A 20402-nucleotide genomic window follows, 5' to 3' on the forward strand; every position below is an offset into this window, starting at 1 on the left:
CGACCCTTGGGAGTTGATGATTCATGGATATCCGTAAAGTTAAGAAACTGATCGAACTGCTGGAAGAATCCGGTATCGACGAGCTGGAAATCAAGGAAGGCGAAGAGTCCGTACGGATCAGCCGTCACAGCAAGACCCCGGCCCAACAGTTCTACGCGCCACAGATGCAAGCACCGGCTCCAGCCGCTGCAGCTCCGGCTGCCGCACCTGCCGCCGCCGCTGCACCTGCCGCCCCAGCCGCTCCTGCGCTGAACGGCTTCGTGGTCAAGTCGCCAATGGTCGGTACTTTCTACCGCACCCCGGCACCGACCTCGCCAGCCTTCGTTGAAGTGGGCAAGACCGTGAAAGTGGGCGACACCATCTGCATCGTTGAAGCGATGAAAATGATGAACCACATCACCGCGGAAAAAGCCGGCGTCATTGAATCCATCCTGGTAGAAAACGGTCAGCCGGTTGAGTACGACCAGCCGCTGTTCACCATCGTTTGAACCGCGGAGCGCCTTCGATGTTGAAACCTGCGAAGAAACTGCAAAAAGTCCTGATCGCCAACCGCGGCGAGATCGCGCTGCGTATCCTGCGCGCCTGTAAGGAAGAGGGCATCAAGACCGTCGCTGTTTACTCGACGGCCGATACCGAATTGATGCACGTGAAACTGGCGGACGAAAGCATCTGCATCGGCCCGCCACTGGCCACGAACTCGTACCTGAAAGTCTCGAATATCATCGCCGCGGCAGAAGTGACCGGCGCCGATGGCATCCACCCGGGCTACGGCTTCCTCGCGGAAAACGCCGACTTCGCCGAACAAGTGGAAAAATCCGGGTTTGCCTTCATCGGCCCGAAAGCCGAAACCATTCGCCTGATGGGCGACAAGGTCTCGGCCAAGGACGCCATGATCGCGGCCGGTGTGCCCACCGTTCCAGGCTCCGACGGCCCACTGCCTGAAGACGAGGAAACCGCTCTGCGCATTGGTCGCGAAGTCGGCTACCCGGTGATCATCAAGGCCGCCGGTGGCGGTGGTGGTCGCGGCATGCGCGTGGTGCACAAGGAAGAAGACCTGATCGAAGCCGCCAAGCAGACCCGCTCCGAAGCGGGCGCCTGGTTCGGCAACCCGATGGTCTACCTGGAGAAGTACCTGACCAACCCACGTCACGTGGAGGTCCAGGTACTGTCCGACGGCCAGGGCCACGCCATCCACCTGGGTGATCGCGATTGCTCGCTGCAACGTCGCCACCAGAAGGTATTGGAAGAAGCCCCGGCACCGGGCCTGGACGAGAAAGCCCGCCAGGAAGTACTGGCGCGTTGCGTCAAGGCGTGCATCGACATCAACTACCGTGGCGCCGGTACCTTCGAGTTCCTCTACGAAAACGGCCGCTTCTACTTCATCGAGATGAACACTCGTGTGCAGGTAGAGCACCCGGTATCGGAGATGGTCACCGGTATCGACATCGTCAAGGAGATGCTGAGCATCGCAGCCGGTAACGTGCTGTCCTTCACCCAGGACGACGTGAAGATGCACGGCCACTCCCTGGAGTGCCGCATCAACGCCGAAGACCCGAAAACCTTTATCCCAAGCCCTGGCCTGGTCAAGCATTTCCACGCGCCCGGCGGCAACGGCGTACGTGTGGATTCGCACCTGTACAGCGGCTACAAGGTTCCGTCCAACTACGACTCGCTGATCGGCAAGCTGATCACCTGGGGCGCCACTCGCGACGAGGCCATGGCCCGTATGCGCAACGCCCTGGACGAAATCGTGGTCGACGGCATCAAGACCAACATCCCGCTGCATCGGGATCTGGTTCGTGATGAAGGCTTCTGCGAAGGTGGTGTGAACATTCACTACCTGGAACACAAGCTGGCCAACCAGTAAGTGCTCCACCCAACAAAACCGCCTTCGGGCGGTTTTGTTGTTTATGGGCCACCGCCCCCTGATCGTTCCCACGCGTGGGAACGCCTCTTGTGGCGCTCCGCACCACGCCTTAACAACGGGACGCGGAGCGTCCGAGGCGGCATTCCCACGCCGAGCGCGGGAACGATCGTCGGCGCAGTCGTCTTCTGGCTTGCTCTCGCGTAAACTTGCGCGCTTTCGCGGCCTGCCCGCCGCACATTCATTTTTTTCAAAGGTGCCCGCCATGCCTTGGCTGCAAGTCCGTCTCGCCATCAGCCCAGAACAAGCCGAAACCTACGAAGACGCGTTCCTCGAAGTGGGCGCCGTGTCGGTGACCTTCATGGACGCCGAAGACCAGCCGATTTTCGAGCCGGAACTCAACACCACGCCGCTGTGGTCCCACACCCACTTGCTGGCCCTGTTCGAGGACGGCACCGACGCCGCCGCCGTGCTGGCCCATATGGAACTGCTCACCGGCGGCCCGCTGCCCGAGCATCACAGCGAAGTCATCGAAGACCAGGACTGGGAACGCAGCTGGATGGACAACTTCCAGCCCATGCGTTTCGGCCAGCGCCTGTGGATCGTGCCAAGCTGGCACGCCGCGCCCGAGCCAGACGCCGTCAACCTGCTGCTGGACCCGGGCCTTGCGTTCGGTACCGGCACGCACCCGACCACCGCCCTGTGCCTGGAATGGCTGGACGGCCAGGACCTGACCGATAGCAACGTACTGGACTTCGGTTGCGGCTCGGGGATCCTGGCCATCGCCGCCCTGCTGTTGGGCGCCAAGGAGGCCGTGGGCACCGATATCGACGTGCAGGCCCTGGAAGCCTCCCGCGATAACGCCGGGCGCAACAACATTGCCGAAGGCAAATTCCCACTCTACCTGCCTGAGGACCTGCCCCAGGTTCAAGCCGATGTGCTGGTGGCCAATATCCTCGCCGGGCCACTGGTGTCGCTGGCGCCGCAACTGTCGAGCCTGGTCAAGCCGGGCGGGCGCCTGGCGCTGTCGGGCATCCTCGCCGAGCAAGGTGAAGACGTGGCTGCGGCCTACGCCAAAGACTTCGAGCTGGACCCGATCGCCAACCGTGATGGCTGGGTACGCATCAGCGGTCGTCGGCGCTAGAATGAGCGCTTGCCTGAATCGGATGGCCGCATGACCGACAGTTTCGTCACCCAGTGCCCACATTGCCAATCGCGCTTTCGCGTCAACCACGCTCAATTGAGCGTGGCCCGCGGCGTGGTGCGTTGCGGCTCGTGCCTGCAAGTGTTCAACGCCGCTCGCCAGTTGCTGGAGCAACGTGCCCAGGCGTCTGCGCCGGAACCTGAAGCGCCGACAACCCCCGAACCGATTGGCGAAGCACCTCCCGAGCCACCACGGGCCATCAGCCAGAAACAGTGGACGGCCGAAGAGCTGGACCTGGATAACCTGGACAAGGAACTGGCCAAGCTGGAACGTCGCGAGATCCAACATACCCAGGCCTTGGGTGCGGAACGTCGCCAGCCAGGTGCCGACCGCCGGCAAAAGGAAGAGTCCTTCAGCGCCAGCCGCGATACGGTCAAGGCCGAGGAAGAAAAGTGGGCGGCCAGCCTGTTCAGTGAGCCACCCGAAGAGCGCGCCCAGGCACCAGAAGAAGAGCCCGAGCCGGTTAAGGCACCTGCGTCCAAACAGCGCACCGAACCGTCCATGTCGGCCCACGTCGACGAACTCGATGACGAACCAGCTCTGCACGCCACTACCGTGGATGACGACCTCGACCCGCCGCTGATACCCACCCGCGACGAGCACGATGAACCTGAACCCGAAGACCGCGCACAGCCGCGCCCCAAGCGCGCGCGAACGGAGGCTGGTGTACACGACGAGTTACTCCAGGACCTGGAAGACGACCCCCTGCACCTGTATGCGCAGAAGCGTCCGTCAAGCTGGGGTCGCCGTCTGGTCTGGATATTGTTGGTGGTACTCGCCGCTGCCGGTCTGGCCGGCCAGTACATCGCCTACCAATTCGACGACCTGGCCCGCCAGGACGCCTACCGTCCCTGGTTCCAGGCGTTATGCCCGAAACTGGGGTGCACCGTGCCATCGCGGGTCGACATTACTCACATAAAGAGCAGCAATCTGGTGGTGCGCAGCCACCCCGAATTCGCCGGGGCGCTGGTGGTCGATGCCATCATCTATAACCGTGCGACCTTCTCCCAGCCCTTCCCGCTGCTGGAGTTGCGCTTTGCGGACTTGAACGGCAGCCTGATTGCCAGTCGTCGCTTCAAGCCCGCCGAATACCTCAGCGGCGAGTTGGCTGGCGTCAGCGAAATGCCCTCGCAGACGCCTATCCACATCTCCCTGGACATTCTTGATCCGGGCAATAGAGCCGTGAACTACAGCCTGAGCTTCCACTCGCCCGAGTAAAACGGCGTGCCCACCGAGGTTTGACGGCGGATTATTGACTTGACCGCCGTCAACCAAACCGATGGCGATAAAAAAGTAACTGTTCAGATTTTATCCAATTCAGCCTTTAACCAGTCATCGAGAGCGGGTATCATGCCAACCCTTTTTCGAACTCTAATGATCCGGCCCCACAACAGGGAAGTCCTATGTCGGCGGTACGCATCGGCCCATACACATTGCAAAACGGCTTGATCCTCGCCCCGATGGCGGGTGTCACCGACCAGCCCTTTCGTCAGCTGTGCAAGCGTCTGGGCGCGGGTCTAGTAGTCTCTGAAATGGTTACCAGCGACATGAGTCTGTGGAACACCCGCAAGTCGCGGATGCGCATGATCCACGAAGGTGATCCCGAGCCACGCTCGGTGCAGATCGCCGGGGGCGATGCGCAGATGCTGGCGGATGCCGCACGGGCCAATGTGGAGCTGGGTGCACAGATCATCGATATCAACATGGGCTGCCCGGCCAAGAAGGTCTGCAACAAGGCCGCCGGTTCCGCACTGTTGAAAGATGAGCAGTTGGTCGCCGAGATCCTGCAGGCCGTTGTCGGCGCAGTGGATGTACCGGTGACCCTGAAGATTCGTACCGGTTGGGACCGGGACAACAAGAATGGCCTGACGGTGGCGAAGATCGCTGAACAGGCAGGCATTACAGCGCTGGCGGTGCATGGCCGTACCCGCGCCGACCTTTATACCGGTGAAGCCGAGTACGACACCATTGCCGCGATCAAGCAGGCCGTGTCGATGCCCGTCTTTGCCAATGGCGACATCGACAGTGCCGAGAAAGCCCGGCGCGTGCTGCACGCGACCGGTGCCGATGGCTTGTTGATTGGCCGGGCCGCCCAGGGGCGGCCGTGGATTTTTCGTGAAATCGAGCATTTCCTGCGTACCGGTGAAGTCTTGCCGGCACCAGAGTTGGTCGAGGTGGAACGTATTCTGCTAGAGCATCTGGCCGCCCTGCACGCCTTTTATGGGGACGTGATGGGAGTACGCATTGCTCGCAAGCATGTCGGCTGGTATCTCGCCACCTTGCCGGGCGCCAAGGAATTCCGCGCTCAGTTCAATCGTTTGGATGAAACGCAGGCACAGGTCGCCACCGTTCGTGAGTTCTTCGCCGGACGCGACAAGAGCCTGGGAACAGGGGATGGAGAAGGGGTGGCCGCATGACGATGATGACCGAGACTTTAGTGAGTGGAACAACACCCGTGAGCGACAATGTCAATTTGAAACAGCACCTCAACACGCCCAGCGAAGAAGGCCAGACCCTTCGCGGGAGTGTCGAGAAGGCGCTGCACAATTATTTCGCCCACCTTGAGGGCGCTTCCGTCACGGATGTGTACAACCTGGTGCTCTCCGAAGTCGAGGCGCCCTTGCTCGAAAGCGTGATGAACTACGTCAAGGGCAACCAGACCAAAGCCAGTGAGCTGCTGGGCCTCAACCGTGGCACGTTGCGCAAAAAGCTCAAGCAGTACGATTTGCTGTAAGCATTCAATCAAACCAGAAAGGCGCCCGCGTAAAACCGGTCGCCTTTTTTGCTGACTTCCTTTGCTTTTGATGGAAATTGAGATGACCGACCAGACCACCCGCCTGCCGATCCGCCGTGCCTTGATCAGTGTTTCCGACAAGACCGGGATCCTTGAATTTGCCCGGGAGCTGGAAGCCCTGGGTGTGGAAATCCTCTCCACGGGCGGGACCTTCAAACTGCTGCAGGACAACGGCGTGGCCGCAGTGGAAGTCGCGGACTACACCGGTTTCGCAGAGATGATGGACGGTCGCGTCAAGACCCTGCACCCGAAAATTCACGGCGGCATCCTTGGCCGTCGCGGCATCGACGACGCCATCATGACCGAGCACGGCATCAAGCCGATCGACCTGGTGGCCGTTAACCTCTACCCGTTCGAAGCCACCATCAACAAGCCAGGTTGCGGCCTGCCGACCGCCATCGAAAACATCGATATCGGCGGCCCGACCATGGTGCGCTCGGCGGCCAAGAACCATAAGGACGTGGCCATCGTGGTCAATGCCGGCGACTACGCCAACGTCCTGGAAAACCTCAAGGCCGGTGGCCTGACCTACGCCCAGCGCTTCGACCTGATGCTCAAGGCGTTCGAACACACCGCCGCCTATGACGGCATGATCGCCAACTACATGGGCACCGTGAACCAAGCGGCTGACACCCTGAGCACAGAAGGTCGCAGCCAGTTCCCGCGCACCTTCAACAGCCAGTTCATCAAGGCCCAGGAAATGCGCTACGGCGAGAACCCGCACCAGAGTGCGGCGTTCTACGTGGAAGCCAAGCCGGCCGAAGTGGGCATCGCCACCGCCACTCAACTGCAAGGCAAAGAACTCTCCTACAACAACGTGGCCGACACTGACGCCGCGCTGGAATGCGTAAAGAGCTTCGTCAAGCCGGCCTGCGTGATCGTCAAGCACGCCAACCCGTGCGGCGTGGCAGTCAGCCCGGACGCTGAAGGCGGTATCCGCCAGGCGTACGAACTGGCCTACGCCACCGACACCGAATCCGCATTCGGCGGCATCATTGCCTTCAACCGCGAACTGGATGCCGAGACCGCCAAGGCCATCGTCGAGCGTCAGTTCGTCGAAGTGATCATCGCCCCAAGCGTCAGCGAAGAAGCCCGCGCCATCGTCGCCGCCAAAACCAACGTGCGCCTGCTGGCCTGTGGCGAGTGGTCGGCAGACCGCGCCGCGGCCTGGGACTACAAGCGCGTCAATGGCGGCCTGCTGGTACAGAGCCGCGACATCGGCATGATCGGCAGCGATGACCTGAAAGTCGTGACCAAGCGCGCGCCGACCGAGCAAGAGATCAACGACCTGATCTTCGCCTGGAAAGTGGCCAAATACGTCAAGTCCAACGCCATCGTCTACGCCAAGAACCGCCAGACCATCGGTGTCGGCGCCGGCCAGATGAGCCGCGTGAACTCGGCACGTATCGCCGCGATCAAGGCTGAACATGCCGGTTTGCAGGTGGTGGGTTCGGTGATGGCTTCCGATGCGTTCTTCCCGTTCCGTGACGGCCTGGACAACGCCGCGAAAGCTGGCGTGACCGCCGTGATCCAACCGGGCGGTTCGATGCGTGATGCAGAAGTCATCGCCGCTGCTGATGAAGCTGGCATTGCGATGGTCTTCACCGGCATGCGCCACTTCCGCCACTGATTGATCGTTCCCACGCTCCGCGTGGGAACGCAGCCAGGGACGCTCCGCGTCCCTCGGACGCAGAGCGTCCGTAGAGGCATTCCCACGCAGAGCGTGGGAACGATCATCCTAACGAGGTTTTTGAAATGAATGTTTTGATCATTGGCAGCGGTGGCCGTGAACACGCCCTGGCCTGGAAAGTAGCCCAGGACCCACGCGTGCAGAAAGTCTTCGTTGCTCCCGGCAACGCCGGCACCGCCATCGAAGCCAAGTGTGAAAACGTCGCCATCGACGTGCTGGCCCTGGAGCAGTTGGCGGATTTTGCCGAGAAGAATGTTTCCCTGACCATCGTCGGCCCGGAAGTGCCACTGGTAGCAGGCGTCGTCGATCTGTTCCGCAGCCGTGGCCTGGATTGCTTTGGCCCTACCGCTGGCGCCGCCCAGCTGGAAGGCTCGAAAGCCTTTACCAAGGACTTCCTGGCTCGCCACAAGATCCCGACGGCCGACTACCAGAACTTCACCGAGATCGAACCGGCCCTGGCTTACCTGCGTGAGAAAGGCGCACCGATCGTGATCAAGGCCGATGGCCTGGCTGCCGGCAAAGGCGTGATCGTCGCCATGACCCTGCAGGAAGCCGAAGACGCCGTGCGCGACATGCTCGCCGGCAATGCCTTTGGTGACGCCGGTTCACGCGTAGTCATCGAGGAGTTCCTCGACGGCGAGGAAGCCAGTTTTATCGTGATGGTCGACGGCAAGAACGTATTGCCGATGGCCACCAGCCAGGACCACAAGCGCGTCGGCAACGGCGACAGTGGCCCGAACACCGGCGGCATGGGTGCCTACTCCCCGGCGCCCGTTGTCACCGCCGACGTCCACCAGCGCGTCATGGACCTGGTGATCTGGCCAACCGTGCGCGGCATGGCGGATGAAGGCAACGTGTACACCGGTTTCCTCTATGCCGGCCTGATGATCGACAAAGCCGGTAACCCCAAAGTCATCGAGTTCAACTGCCGCTTCGGCGATCCGGAAACCCAACCGGTGATGCTGCGCCTGCAATCGAGCCTGGTGCTGCTGGTGGAAGCCGCCCTCGCCCAGGCCCTGGACAAGGTCGAAGCGCAGTGGGACCCACGACCTAGCGTTGGGATTGTGCTGGCGGCCGGTGGCTACCCCGCCGACTACGCCAAGGGCGATGTGATCGAAGGCCTCGACGCCGCCGCTGCGCTGGAAGGCAAGGTGTTCCATGCAGGCACCGCGCTCAAGGACGGCAAAGTTGTAACCGCCGGTGGCCGCGTGTTGTGCGCCACCGCGATGGGTGCCAGTGTCGATGCCGCGCAACAACAGGCATACAAACTGGCGGCGAAAATCGACTGGAAGGGCTGCTTCTACCGCACCGACATTGGCTACCGTGCCATTGCCCGCGAACGCGGTGAGAACAACTGAGCAGCTACACTTGCAGTAGCTATCCGTTCGGTTAGGTAAGGGCCTTTGGCCCTTGCCGTACCCTGTTGCCCCGCGCATAGTTAACCCTTGCATCCACCTACCGAAGGGATTTCGCCGTGCGCTGGCTCAGGATCGCCATAGGTTTCACAATCAGTCTGCTGACCCTGCTCTGCTTGCTACCGGCCCAGGCCGCTGCGCAAGGCAGTGGCTGGGCAGTATTGCTTGATGAACAGGCCGACCTGCAACTGAGCGATATCCGTTCCGCCCGCTATACCAATCAATTCAGCCCCATCGAACTGGACCGGATCACCGCCGCGCAGCCGGACGGTGCGTTGTGGGTGCGTTTCAGGTTGCAGCCCGGCAAGCACGAACAAGTGCTGCGGGTGTTCGCCCCGGACCTCTCCAGCCTGAGCCTGTATGTGCTGGACGGCGACACCCTGGTGGAGCAACAAACCACCGGCACACGCCAACCCCAGGCTGAGCGCTCGTTGCCCAGCAGTGACTTCATGCTGCCGATGCCTCAGAGCCAACGGCCACTGGAGGTATACCTGCGCCTGGTCTCGGAACACGAGCTGCGCCCTTACATCACCCTGGAACCAGCGGTGCTGGCCGCCGCCAACCAGAACCAGACGCTGATCTACGGCCTGCTGTTCGGCGTGCTGTCGATGCTGATCCTGCACAACCTCACGCGCTTCGCCTACCACCGCTCGCGCAGCAGCCTGTGGCTGGCCGCGTGCGAGTTCCTGTTGATGCTCAGCCTGGCGCTGTTGCTCAACCTGGTGGGGCCATGGCTGCCGAACTGGCACGCAATCCAGACCCCCGGTGCCTACCTGGCCCTGCTGCTGACCGCACCCTGTGGGCTGATGTTCGCCTACCGCTTCTTCATGCCCCTGGGCCCGCACCCGCTGAACAAAGTGTTGATGGCCGACATCCTGCTGATCATCCTGTGCGGCCTGCTCCTGTTGTTCGTCAACACCTTGCCGCTGAACATCATCACCTATGCCCTGGTCGCGCTGGCGGGCCTGAGCATGCTGTTTGTCTCGGCCTATCACTGGCAAAAAGGCTACCGCCCGGCGCGCTTGTTCGTGGCGGCCATGGTGGTATTCAACATCGGCACGTTGATCATTCTGCCCGCACTGCTCGGCCTTACCCTGGTGGCGCCACAGGGGCTGATCGTCACCCTGTTGAGCTTTATCTGCCTCAGTGGCCTGCTGATGAGCCTGGCCCTCGGCGAGCGCCAGCGCGCCATTGTCGAAACCCGTTTCAGCCTGAGCCGCGACCTGGCGGCCAGCAATGCCGAAATCGCCGCCAAAGCCGAGTTCCTGGCGAAGATCAGCCACGAAATCCGCACGCCCATGAACGGTGTGCTGGGCATGACCGAGTTGCTGCTGGGCACGCCGTTGTCGGTGAAGCAACGCGACTATGTGCAGACCATCCACAGCGCCGGTAATGAGTTGCTCACCCTGATCAACGAGATTCTCGACATTTCCAAGCTCGAATCCGGGCAGATCGAACTCGATGATGTGCAGTTCGATCTCAATGCATTGATCGACGACTGCCTGAGCATCTTCCGCGCCAAGGCCGAGCAACAGAATGTCGAGCTGATCAGCTTCATCCAACCCCAGGTACCACGAGTGATCAGCGGTGACCCGACGCGACTGCGCCAGGCTTTACTGAGCCTTCTGGAAAACGCCCTGCACAAAACCGATGAAGGCGAAGTGCTGATCGTTGTCGCCCTGGATGAGCGCAGCACCAAGCCACGCCTGCGCATTGCCGTGCAAGACAGCGGCGTGCCCATGGAAGCTGCCGAACGCGACGCCCTGTTGCACAGCGAACTGCACAGCAAGAACTTCCTTTCGGCGACGCGCTTGAGCGGCCACTTGGGCTTGGTCATCGCACGCCAGCTGATCTTGTTGATGAACGGCGAGTTCGGCGTCAAGAGTGGGAGCCACCAGGGCAGTACCCTGTGGCTGACCCTGCCGCTGGACCCGGAACGCCTGGAACACCCGACCAGCGACCTCGACGGCCCGCTCAAGGACGCCCGCGTGCTGGTGGTGGACGACAACGACACCTGCCGCAAAGTCCTGGTGCAACAATGCACGGCCTGGGGCCTGAACGTCAGCGCCGTGCCTTCGGGCAAGGAGGCCCTGGCGCTGCTGCGCACCAAGGCGCACCTGCGTGATTATTTCGACGTGGTACTGCTGGACCAGAACATGCCCGGCATGACCGGCATGCAACTGGCGGCGAAAATCAAGGAAGACCCGAGCCTGAACCACGACATCCTGCTGATCATGCTCACCGGAATCAGTAACGCACCGAGCAAGATCATTGCGCGCAACTGCGGGATCAAGCGCATCCTCGCCAAACCGGTGGCTGGCTACACCCTCAAGACCACCCTGGCCGATGAACTGGCCCAGCGCAGCAAAGGCGCCCCCGTGGCACGCCCGGCCCCCAGCGCACCGGCAGCCATGACCGTGCCCAGCGATTTCCGCATCCTGGTAGCCGAAGACAACAGCATCTCCACCAAAGTGATTCGTGGCATGCTCGGCAAGCTCAATCTCGACCCGGACACCGCCAGCAACGGCGAAGAAGCGCTGCAAGCGATGAAAGCCCAGCGCTATGACCTGGTATTGATGGACTGCGAAATGCCGATTCTCGATGGCTTCTCCGCCACACAGCAACTGCGGGCATGGGAAGTCAGCCACCAACGCGTGCGCACGCCAGTGGTGGCGCTCACCGCGCATATCCTGTCGGAACACAAAGAACGCGCACGCCAGGCAGGCATGGACGGGCATATGGCCAAGCCGGTGGAACTGTCGCAGCTGCGCGAGCTGGTGGACTACTGGGTCGCGCAGCGCCAACAGCGCCCTGAGCACAGCACCCTTTCCTGATGATCGTTCCCACGCGTGGGAATGCCGCCCGGGACGCTCCGCGTCCTGCTTGAACGCGACGCAGAGCGTCACTGGATGCATTCCCACGCAGAGCGTGGGAACGATCACACCCACCACTATCGCAGGCAAGCCAGCTCTCACATTTGATCTGTGTCGGATAGACTCCTCCACACTTTCCCCGCCCGCGAGCCGCCCCCATGCTCCATGTGTTATTCAGCGTTTACCTGAAGATACTGGTGCTCTACAGCCCGTGATGATCGTTCCCACGCTCCGCGTGGGAATGCCGCCCGGGACGCTCCGCGTCCTGCTTGAACGCGACGCAGGGCGTCACTGGATGTATTCCCACGCAGAGCGTGGGAACGATCACACCCACCGCTATCGCAGGCAAGCCAGCTCCCACATTTGATCTGTGTCGGATAGACTCCTCCACACTTTCCCCGCCCGCGAGCCGCCCCCATGCTCCATGTGTTATTCAGCGTTTACCTGAAGATGCTGGTGCTCTACAGCCCGTTCTTTGTGCTGTCCTGCTTTATCAGCCTGACCCGTGGCTACTCCAGCAAGGAGCGTCGGCGCCTGGCGTGGAAAGTTGCACTGGCCACCCTGGTATCGAGCGTGCTGCTCTACCTGTTTGGCCGGGTGATTTTCAGTGTGTTCGGCATTACCGTCGACGCGTTCCGTATCGGCGCCGGCAGTGTGTTGTTTATCTCCGCCCTGGGCATGGCCCAGGGCAAGTCGGCGGTGCAGACCGACAACGTGCAGCAGGACGTGACCATCGTGCCGCTGACCATCCCTCTCACCGTCGGCCCCGGCACCATCGGCGCCTTGCTGGTGATGGGCGTCAGCCAACCACACTGGGACGACAAGCTTACCGCCATCCTCAGTATTGCCCTGGCCAGCCTGACGGTAGGCGTGGTGCTGTACCTGTCCAACCGTATCGAACGCATTCTCGGCGACCAGGGCTTGCAGATTGTCAGCCGGTTGATGGGCCTGTTCGTCTGCGCCCTGGCCGCGCAAATCATTTTTACCGGGGTACGCGGCTACCTGGTGCCCTAGATCCGGTATTTGGCGATAGCCATTTCCACTTTGTCACCGGCGCTTTCGCGCATCAGTTGGATGGTTTTCTCGTTGACCATAGAGGTATTGAGCACCAGGCAAGTCTGCCCGCTGAACGCCTCGAACGAGGAGCTATCCCACTCCAGGAAGGGCAGGCCCACCTGTTTATCCACACCATGGGTGCTGTAGGTCACCAGCACCATGATCAACTCGCCGTCTGTTTCAGCGCAGGAGGCCAGGCCGAAATCGCCGCCCTCATGCACCGCGCAATTGCGCTTGAACAGCTCGAAAGACGCTGGCTGACGCTTCAATGCATCCAGCGCATCGGCGGCCAGCTTGGGCAAGGCGCTAAGCAGTGGCCCGAACAGCGCCGTCGACGTCAGCATCGAGGCGATGATATTCAGCGCCGCCAGTTGCACCGTCAGGCCATTGCCCGCACGCGAGACCCGTTCAAAGCGACTGCGCAGCGGCAGCCACCCCAGGCTGACCATCACCTTGATAAATTCCTCGTACCACGCCTCGCTGCCCCGCTGGACCTTCAGCACATCGCTCACATAACTGCTGGCCAGCAGATAGCTTTTGCGTACGTATTCGCGATTCAACGCCGACAAGCCTTCGGCAAATGAAATCACCCCGTTGTTGACCACGGCCGCATTGCAATCATCGTCGCTATCCAGCGCGCAAGCGGCCTGCCTGGCAGGTGCGCCCGGCAATTTGTAGGCAGCAATCAACTTGCGCCTTTTTTTACTGTTGATCCTTCTGTGACGTCGCTCCATTTTCTGTTCTCCACAAGCACCCCACATGGGGCTTGCTTCCACCCTAGTCCAGGGAGCAGCGGGGTTTCCATGCGATAAACATCCCTTGGACTGCCCCGCCCAAAACCAGCGTCCAGCAATGACAAGGCGCGGCGGGCAGGCCTGCGGTTTTCATCGCATAAAAAAGAAAAAGCCCCGAACAACGCCAGGGGAATCCCTGGGTTATTCGGAGCTTTCCGGCAGCCAACCGGGCTGTTTTCAGGAGTTGGGTTTGTCGCCATACCAACGTGGTGTGTACACCCACTCGCCGCCACCCGCGCGCGGGAACACACAGGTGGTGGATGAACCGATCAGCACCATGGTGCGCATGTCCACCTGCTCGGGCGTCAGTTGCCCCAAGGTAGTGACGCGCAGCGTCTGGCCTGGACGACCGATGTCACGGCCCAGCACCACCGGCGTCTGCGGCGTGCGATGCAGCGCGACGATCTCCAGGGCGCGTCCCAGTTGCCAAGGCCGCGACCTGGAGATCGGGTTGTAGAACGCCAAGGCCAGGTCGGCCTGGGAAGCCAGGTCCAGGCGTTTTTCGATGATCGCCCAGGGCTTGAGATTATCCGACAGCGACATCACACAGAAATCATGCCCCAGCGGCGCGCCCGCCTGGGCAGCGGTGGCCAGCGAAGCGGAAACCCCCGGCAGGATTTCCAGGTCGACCTGATGCCAGGCCGGCTCGCTGGACTCGTGCAGCGCCTCGATCACCGCTGCGGCCATGGCGAATACACCTGGGTCACCAGAGGACACCACCACCACCGAGCGGCCTTGCGCGGCTAGCTCGAAGGCGTGGCGGGCGCGCTGCATTTCTTCGCGGTTGTCAGTGCAGTGTTGCACTTGGTCGTCCCGGAACGGCCCGGCCATGCGCACGTAGGTTTCATACCCCAGCACATCGGTGCAACGCGCCAGTTCCGCCTTCACCGCCGGCACCATCAATTCAGCAGCGCCGGGGCCCAGGCCAATCACCGCCAGACGCCCGCGGGGGCGCCCAACCTGTGACAGATCCAAGGGCTGCTCGGCCACGGTGATACTGATGTCCGCAACGGGTTCCAGTACGGCAAAACGCAGCGGTACACCCAAGGCCGACGCGGCTTCATGCAAGGACGCGTCAGCCATCTGCAGGTCGCTGGCCAGCAGGCAGGCCAGGGATTGCACGGCCACGCCAGCCTCCTGCAACGCCGAGCGCACACGCTCGGCCAACTGCGCACCCGGCCGGCAGGTGGCGTAGACATTCTGCGGGTAAATCAGCAACTCGTTGGCTGCCGGTGTGCGCTCGGCACTGCCCACATGAATCGCCAGGCGCGCCTGTTGATCCTGAGGCAGGTTAGCGTCCTCCAGCCATGGCGCCGCGCCTTCAATGCGCACGCTTTCGCCGGCCAGAAGGTCGCAGACAAAGCGTTTGCCCAGCTCGATGTCGGCCAGTTGATAGCCCGCCGGCGGGTTGAGCAGGCAGGTGCCAAAACGCAACTCGCCGCTGGTGGTGATGGCGGCGGACACGCCGAGCGCTGCCGCAATATCGCGCGCCATGAGGTTCACGCCCCCCAGGCCACCGAGCAACGGCACCACAGCGCTGCCGTCTTCAGCCACGGCCAGCACGGCGGGTTCTTCACCCTTTTCCAGCAGCAACGGTGCCAGGGTGCGAATCACAATGCCCGCGGCGCACAGGGCAATTAGCGGCGTGCCCTGCTGATAGAGCTGACGCAAGGTCGCGCCGAATTCGCTGTAGGTACGGTCTGCCCCCTCAACCCGTGTGGCCAAACCGTGGATCAACGCGCCGGGGTAAACCTGTTGGAGCTTGCGCGCAGTCGCCAGGCTGCCTTGACCCAGAATCACAATCGCCGGGGTCATCAACCTTGCCACCGTTCACCGGGCACGATGATCAGTGAGAAATACGGCGACGACATCGGCTCCACCTGATCCAGCGACACGATCTTCTGGTTGGCCATGGTCGCGCGTTCCACGTACAACGCCCGCTCGGCCAGACCCAGCTCTTCCAACACCTGGCGCACTTTCGGGAAGTTGCGCCCCAGCTTCATGATCACTGCGGCATCGGCATCGGCCAGGCGGCGCTTGAGATCCTCATGGGGCAATACGCCCGAGAGCACCGACAAGCTCTGATTGCGATACACCAACGGCGCGCCGAGTACCGAGGCACCACCGAGCATCGAGCACACACCTGGAATCACCTGGGCCTCGTAGCGCTCGGCCAGGCGGTCATGCAGGTACATGTAGGAGCCGTAGAAAAACGGGTCACCTTCGCAGATCACCGCCACGTCGCGGCCCGCGTCCAGGTGCGCGGCCACGTCGAGGCTGGCATTGTCGTAGAAGTCGCTGATCACCTGCTCGTAGGACAGCGGCGCCGGCAGCACTTCGGTGGTTACCGGGTACACCAGCGGCATCAGGGTCTGTTGCGGCACCAGGTGGTCCTCGATGATGCCGAAGGCGTTGCCCTTCTTGCCCTTGGCCACGAAGTACGCCACCACCGGCGATTCACGCAGCAGGCGCAGGGCTTTGAGGGTAATCAGTTCCGGGTCACCGGGGCCGACGCCCAGGCCGATCAAACGTCCGCGCACCTGCATTATTCAACCTCCGTGGCCAGGGCATTGACGGCGGCAGCAGCCATGGCGCTGCCGCCCAGGCGACCTTGCATGATCACGAACGGCACCCCACGACTATCAGCGGCGAGCATGGCCTTGGATTCGGCGGCGCCGACAAAGCCCACCGGGAAACCCAGGATCAACGCCGGTTTCGGCGCGCCGGCATCGAGCATTTCCAACAGATAGAACAACGCGGTCGGCGCGTTGCCGATCACCACCACACTGCCTTCCAGATGCGGGCGCCACAGTTCAAGGGCGGCGGCGGAACGGGTATTGCCCAGTTCCCGCGCCAGCTCCGGCACGCTGTCGTCGCGCAGGGTGCAGATCACTGGGTTATTGGCTGGCAGGCGCGCGCGGGTCACGCCTTCGGAGACCATCCGCGCATCGCACAGAATCGGCGCGCCAGCGGCCAGCGCATCGCGCCCGGCCTTGCCCGCACCTTCGGAGAATTGCAGACCGTCGATGGCCTCGACCATGCCGCACGCATGGATCAACCGCACCGCGAGTTTTTCCAAATCGGCCGGGATGCGGTCCAACTTGGCTTCCGCGCGAATAATGGCGAAGGAGTTGCGATAGATCTCCTGACCGTCGCGGATGTAATCAATCATCGGTGTTGCTCCGTGGACGAGCGCGCAACAGGGCGCCCGCCGCTTCAATGGAAAGAGTGCGCGCGTGCAGCCGGCCAAAACCAGGCTGGGCTGCATCGCGAAAATAGAGGTCGTAGTGGCCGGGGCTCACCGCCAGCAAGGTGACTGGCGCGGTGTGCGCGGCAGCGCAGGAGCGCAGGCAGCCGGACAGATGCACCTCAACGCCCGGTTGCAGAGCGGCCAGTTGCACGGCGTCGGCCTTGGTGTCGGCCAAGCCTTTTGCGCAGCCGCTGGAACCGGTGCAGGCAATCATGCGCGCCAGCGGGTGGCCGAGCGAGCAGATAAAGCCCAGTTGCGCCAGGCGCTCGGTCAAGGCGTGAGGCTTTTCGACGTTGGGCACCAGCACGCCTTGCCAGGGGGTAAAGCGCAAGGTGCCGTCCCCATAGTCACTGGCCAGTTGTGCGGCGCCCTTGAGCATCGCCGGGTTCAGGCGGCCCAATGGCGCGAGGGCGGCGACGTAGAACTGATTCTTTTGCACTTGTGGATAAGTGCCCACCTGGAGCGACGCGTCGCTGGGCGGGCGTATGAAGCCGTCGGCTGGCAGCAACGGCAAGCGCAAATGGTTCAGCACGTTATCCACAGACAAATGGCGCATGCGCGTTTGTTCTGGGGTGGCGAGGTCCAGAAACGCTTCCAGCACGGCCACGACCAACCCATGCCCCTGGTTCAAAGGCACGGCGGCCAGGGGCGCATCCAGGCCCGGACAGCCGGCCAGGCCGAACGCGAGCAGGGTTTCGCCATGGCGTAAGAAGGCCGACAACCACAGGTCGTGGTGATGCTCGAGCATCGCCAGGTCTTCGCCGCCATCGAGTTGCACCGCGAACTTGGCCGACAGTTCATGGAAACGCGGATGGTTCTCCAGGGTGGCGAGGATCTGCGCGGCCAGTGGGCGGGTGTCGAACAGCATCTGCGGGTCAATGCCGGCGCTGGGGCTGAGCATCAGGTTGCGCACGTCGTCACCGCCCGCGTTGCTGGGGCCCAGGCCCGCCGCCAGTAGTCGGGCGATCAACGCCTCCTGCTCAGCGCCGATGCCGCGGATCTGCAGGTTGGCGCGGTTGGTCGCCTCAATCACCCCGCCCGCATACGCCTGGGCCGCGTCCGCCACGGCGTGGGCCTGGGCGGCAGTGATCGCGCCGCCCGCCAATTTGACTCGGCAAATGCCACCGTCCAACGCCTGGACAATACGCAGCAACCCCGGACAAGCCGAGGGGCGCAAGGTATTCACAGCGGGCGTTGGGTTCACGGGGCTACCGGTTGACGGGTAAAGGCGCGGTATTATGCCTGCTTTGTCCGGCGGCATGAAAAGCCTGCCCGTCGGATGTCGTTCAAGGAATTGATATGTCGCCCTGGCTGACGGTTGTAGGCATCGGTGAAGACGGCTTCAAAGGCCTGGGCAGAAATGCCCGGCATGCCCTGTTGCGCGCCACGCGGATTATAGGCGGCCAACGCCAGTTGGACCTGTTGCCGGTGTGTATTCGTGGCGAACGCCAGGTGTGGCCGACCCCGTTTTCCCTGAAGCCAGTGTTGTCGCGGCGCGGGGAGCCCGTGTGCGTTCTGGCCAGTGGCGATCCGATGTTCTATGGCGTCGGCGCCAGCCTGGCGCGGCAAGTGCCAGCTGAAGAGTTGTTGATTTTGCCCGCGCCATCGTCGGTATCCCTGGCGGCGGCGCGCCTGGGCTGGCCGTTGCAGGAGGTGGTGACGTTATCCGTGGTGGCTCGTCCGGTGGCGGCACTTAATGCGCATCTGGCCAGTGGCGTGCGCTTGTTGGTGTTGAGCAATGATGCCAGCAGCCCCGCCTTGATTGCCGCGTTGTTGGTCGAACGTGGTTTTGGCTCCAGCCGCATCAGTGTGTTTGAACATTTGGGCGGCCCGGCTGAACGGCGTATCGACGGGCACGCGCAAGCGTGGGAGCACACGGCGGTTGCCGATTTGAACCTGATCGCCATCGACTGCCTGGCGGATGCGAACGCACCGCGTCTGTCGCGTCTTGCCGGCTTGCCGGACTCGGCCTTTAAACACGATGGCCAACTGACCAAACGCGATGTGCGCGCCCTGACCCTCGCCCGCCTCGCGCCCATGCCGGGCGAACTGTTATGGGACGTAGGCGCGGGCAGTGGCTCCATCGGTATTGAATGGATGCGCACCCATCCCAGCTGTCGCGCCTTCGCGATCGAAGCCGACGCAGGCCGACAAAGCCTGATCGAACACAACCGCGACGCCCTCGGCGTGCCCGGCCTGCAACTGATTCGCGGCAAGGCGCCGGAGGCGTTAAGCGGCCTGGAAACGCCGGACGCCATCTTTATCGGCGGCGGCGTCACCCGCGACGGCGTGCTCGACACCTGCTGGCAACACCTGCGCCCCGGTGGCCGCCTGGTTGCCAATGCCGTGACCCTGCAAAGCGAAATGACCTTGATGAACTGGCGCGCCGAGCATGGCGGTGAACTGACCCGCATCCACGTGGCCCAGGCGCAGCCCCTGGGCGAGTTCGATACCTGGCGCCAGGCGCTGCCGATCACGTTGCTGGAAGTGATCAAGCCGCTATGAAAAGGATGCTATTACTGGGCGGGGTCACGGAAGCGCTGGCCATCGCCCGTACCCTGGGGCCGCAGCATATCTACAGCCTGGCCGGCGTGGGCCGCGTACCAACCGACCTGAACTGCAAGGTTCGTGTCGGGGGTTACGGAGGCGCTGAAGGGTTAGCGCAGTTTATTCGTGACGAACGTATCAGCCTGATCATTGACGCCACCCATCCGTATGCAGCGCAGATCAGCCAAAACGCGGCCCAAGCGGCGCAATTGAGCGATGTGCCTTGCTGGGCATTGCGACGCCCAGCCTGGCAGCCGCAGCCGGGGGATGATTGGCGAGAGGTCGCCGACTGGGCCGAACTGGTCGAAGCGCTCAAACCCTTCAAGCGCCCGCTGTTCACCTTGGGTCGCGAACCCTTGCAGCACCTCGACGAAATCCCCGCCGAGCAGTTCTGGACCTTGCGCGCGCTGGATGTGTATCCCGGCAACGAGCGCTGTGAGGTGATCGGCGCACGCGGGCCGTTTTTGATCGAGGATGAACGGACGTTATTCGAAGAACGGCGGATTGATGTGCTGATCAGCAAGAACAGCGGCAGCACCGCCACCGAGCCGAAGCTGGAAGTGGCGCGTGAGCGTGGGGTGCCGGTGCTGGTGTTGAAGCGGCCGGTGTTGGCTGCCGTAGATCGAGAGTTCACAGCAGTGCCGGCGTTGCTACAAGCAATCACTCTTTTCTAAACACCACCTATCCAATGTGGGAGCGTGCTTGCTCGCTCCCACACTTTGGAATTGCGTTATCAAATGACGGTAGTAGATCAGCCAGCCAAGGCGCTAGCTCAATCAACTGCGCAACCATTGGCTGGAAAAAGCCCTATACCTGACTTGATCGTTCCCACGCTCCGCGTGGGAATGCATCCTGTGACGCTCCGCGTCACGGCTTTAAAAGCGGACGCAGAGCGTCCAACGCGGCATTCCCACG

17 protein-coding genes are annotated in these 20402 nt (G+C 62.4%); 12 read left to right on the forward strand and 5 right to left on the reverse strand.

Annotated elements, in window-relative coordinates:
* Positions 1–23: 23 nt before the first annotated feature.
* From accB to JFT58_RS23740, 10 genes are all read left to right on the forward strand, one after another.
* On the forward strand, positions 24–488 hold the full coding sequence (accB, locus tag JFT58_RS23695) for an acetyl-CoA carboxylase biotin carboxyl carrier protein (protein ID WP_003188191.1): 465 nt from the start codon (positions 24–26) through the stop codon (positions 486–488).
* 17 nt (positions 489–505) lie between these two features.
* Positions 506–1867, forward strand: coding sequence for an acetyl-CoA carboxylase biotin carboxylase subunit (gene accC / locus JFT58_RS23700; protein WP_003188188.1), 1362 nt, complete (start codon positions 506–508; stop codon positions 1865–1867).
* Between the two features lie 262 nt (positions 1868–2129).
* Positions 2130–3008 (forward strand): 50S ribosomal protein L11 methyltransferase, encoded by an 879-nt coding sequence (prmA, locus tag JFT58_RS23705; protein WP_034134793.1) that lies wholly within the window; start codon positions 2130–2132, stop codon positions 3006–3008.
* Positions 3009–3038: 30 nt separating this feature from the next.
* Positions 3039–4286: a DUF3426 domain-containing protein gene (locus tag JFT58_RS23710; RefSeq protein WP_054896397.1), complete on the forward strand. Its 1248-nt coding sequence runs from the start codon at positions 3039–3041 to the stop codon at positions 4284–4286.
* Between the two features lie 185 nt (positions 4287–4471).
* Positions 4472–5485, forward strand: a complete 1014-nt coding sequence (gene dusB, locus JFT58_RS23715) for a tRNA dihydrouridine synthase DusB (protein WP_034126416.1) — start codon at positions 4472–4474, stop codon at positions 5483–5485.
* On the forward strand, positions 5482–5802 hold the full coding sequence (gene fis, locus JFT58_RS23720) for a DNA-binding transcriptional regulator Fis (protein ID WP_002555375.1): 321 nt from the start codon (positions 5482–5484) through the stop codon (positions 5800–5802). The genes dusB and fis overlap by 4 nt, the downstream gene beginning before the upstream one ends.
* A gap of 82 nt (positions 5803–5884) precedes the next feature.
* Complete coding sequence (gene purH, locus JFT58_RS23725; RefSeq protein WP_054896396.1) at positions 5885–7492, forward strand: bifunctional phosphoribosylaminoimidazolecarboxamide formyltransferase/IMP cyclohydrolase; 1608 nt, start codon at positions 5885–5887, stop codon at positions 7490–7492.
* A gap of 125 nt (positions 7493–7617) precedes the next feature.
* Positions 7618–8910 carry a phosphoribosylamine--glycine ligase gene (purD, locus tag JFT58_RS23730; RefSeq protein ID WP_014716727.1) on the forward strand — a complete coding sequence of 431 codons (1293 nt, stop codon included), beginning with the start codon at positions 7618–7620 and terminating at the stop codon, positions 8908–8910.
* 116 nt (positions 8911–9026) lie between these two features.
* A complete protein-coding gene (locus JFT58_RS23735) occupies positions 9027–11801 on the forward strand; it encodes a hybrid sensor histidine kinase/response regulator (protein ID WP_034126413.1) in 2775 nt (924 codons plus the stop codon).
* Positions 11802–12257: 456 nt separating this feature from the next.
* Entirely contained in the window at positions 12258–12854 is a 597-nt protein-coding gene (locus tag JFT58_RS23740) for a MarC family protein (protein ID WP_003171467.1), read from the forward strand.
* Here the strand turns inward: JFT58_RS23740 and JFT58_RS23745 are convergent.
* The 5 genes from JFT58_RS23745 to cobG all read right to left on the reverse strand — a co-directional run bounded on the left by JFT58_RS23745 (position 12851) and on the right by cobG (position 18201).
* Complete coding sequence (locus JFT58_RS23745) at positions 12851–13630, reverse strand: hypothetical protein (protein WP_054896395.1); 780 nt, start codon at positions 13628–13630, stop codon at positions 12851–12853. The two genes, JFT58_RS23740 and JFT58_RS23745, sit on opposite strands and share 4 nt — an antisense overlap.
* 237 nt (positions 13631–13867) lie before the next feature.
* Positions 13868–15505, reverse strand: a complete 1638-nt coding sequence (cobJ, locus tag JFT58_RS23750) for a precorrin-3B C(17)-methyltransferase (RefSeq protein WP_054896394.1) — start codon at positions 15503–15505, stop codon at positions 13868–13870.
* Positions 15505–16236, reverse strand: a complete 732-nt coding sequence (locus JFT58_RS23755; RefSeq protein ID WP_054896393.1) for a precorrin-2 C(20)-methyltransferase — start codon at positions 16234–16236, stop codon at positions 15505–15507. Before JFT58_RS23755 ends, cobJ begins: the two co-directional genes overlap by 1 nt.
* Positions 16236–16862 (reverse strand): precorrin-8X methylmutase, encoded by a 627-nt coding sequence (locus JFT58_RS23760; protein WP_054896392.1) that lies wholly within the window; start codon positions 16860–16862, stop codon positions 16236–16238. Before JFT58_RS23760 ends, JFT58_RS23755 begins: the two co-directional genes overlap by 1 nt.
* A complete protein-coding gene (cobG, locus tag JFT58_RS23765) occupies positions 16855–18201 on the reverse strand; it encodes a precorrin-3B synthase (protein ID WP_054896391.1) in 1347 nt (448 codons plus the stop codon). The genes JFT58_RS23760 and cobG overlap by 8 nt, the downstream gene beginning before the upstream one ends.
* A gap of 38 nt (positions 18202–18239) precedes the next feature.
* On the opposite strand from cobG, the gene JFT58_RS23770 reads away from it, so the two are divergent.
* Both JFT58_RS23770 and JFT58_RS23775 read left to right on the forward strand, forming a co-directional pair.
* Positions 18240–19445, forward strand: coding sequence for a bifunctional cobalt-precorrin-7 (C(5))-methyltransferase/cobalt-precorrin-6B (C(15))-methyltransferase (locus tag JFT58_RS23770; protein WP_054896390.1), 1206 nt, complete (start codon positions 18240–18242; stop codon positions 19443–19445).
* Positions 19442–20161 (forward strand): cobalt-precorrin-6A reductase, encoded by a 720-nt coding sequence (locus JFT58_RS23775; protein WP_054896389.1) that lies wholly within the window; start codon positions 19442–19444, stop codon positions 20159–20161. The genes JFT58_RS23770 and JFT58_RS23775 overlap by 4 nt, the downstream gene beginning before the upstream one ends.
* The last annotated feature ends 241 nt before the right edge of the window (positions 20162–20402 follow it).

The organism is Pseudomonas sp. MF6767 (assembly GCF_016405475.1).
In the GTDB taxonomy this organism is placed as follows: Bacteria; Pseudomonadota; Gammaproteobacteria; order Pseudomonadales; family Pseudomonadaceae; genus Aquipseudomonas; species Aquipseudomonas paracarnis.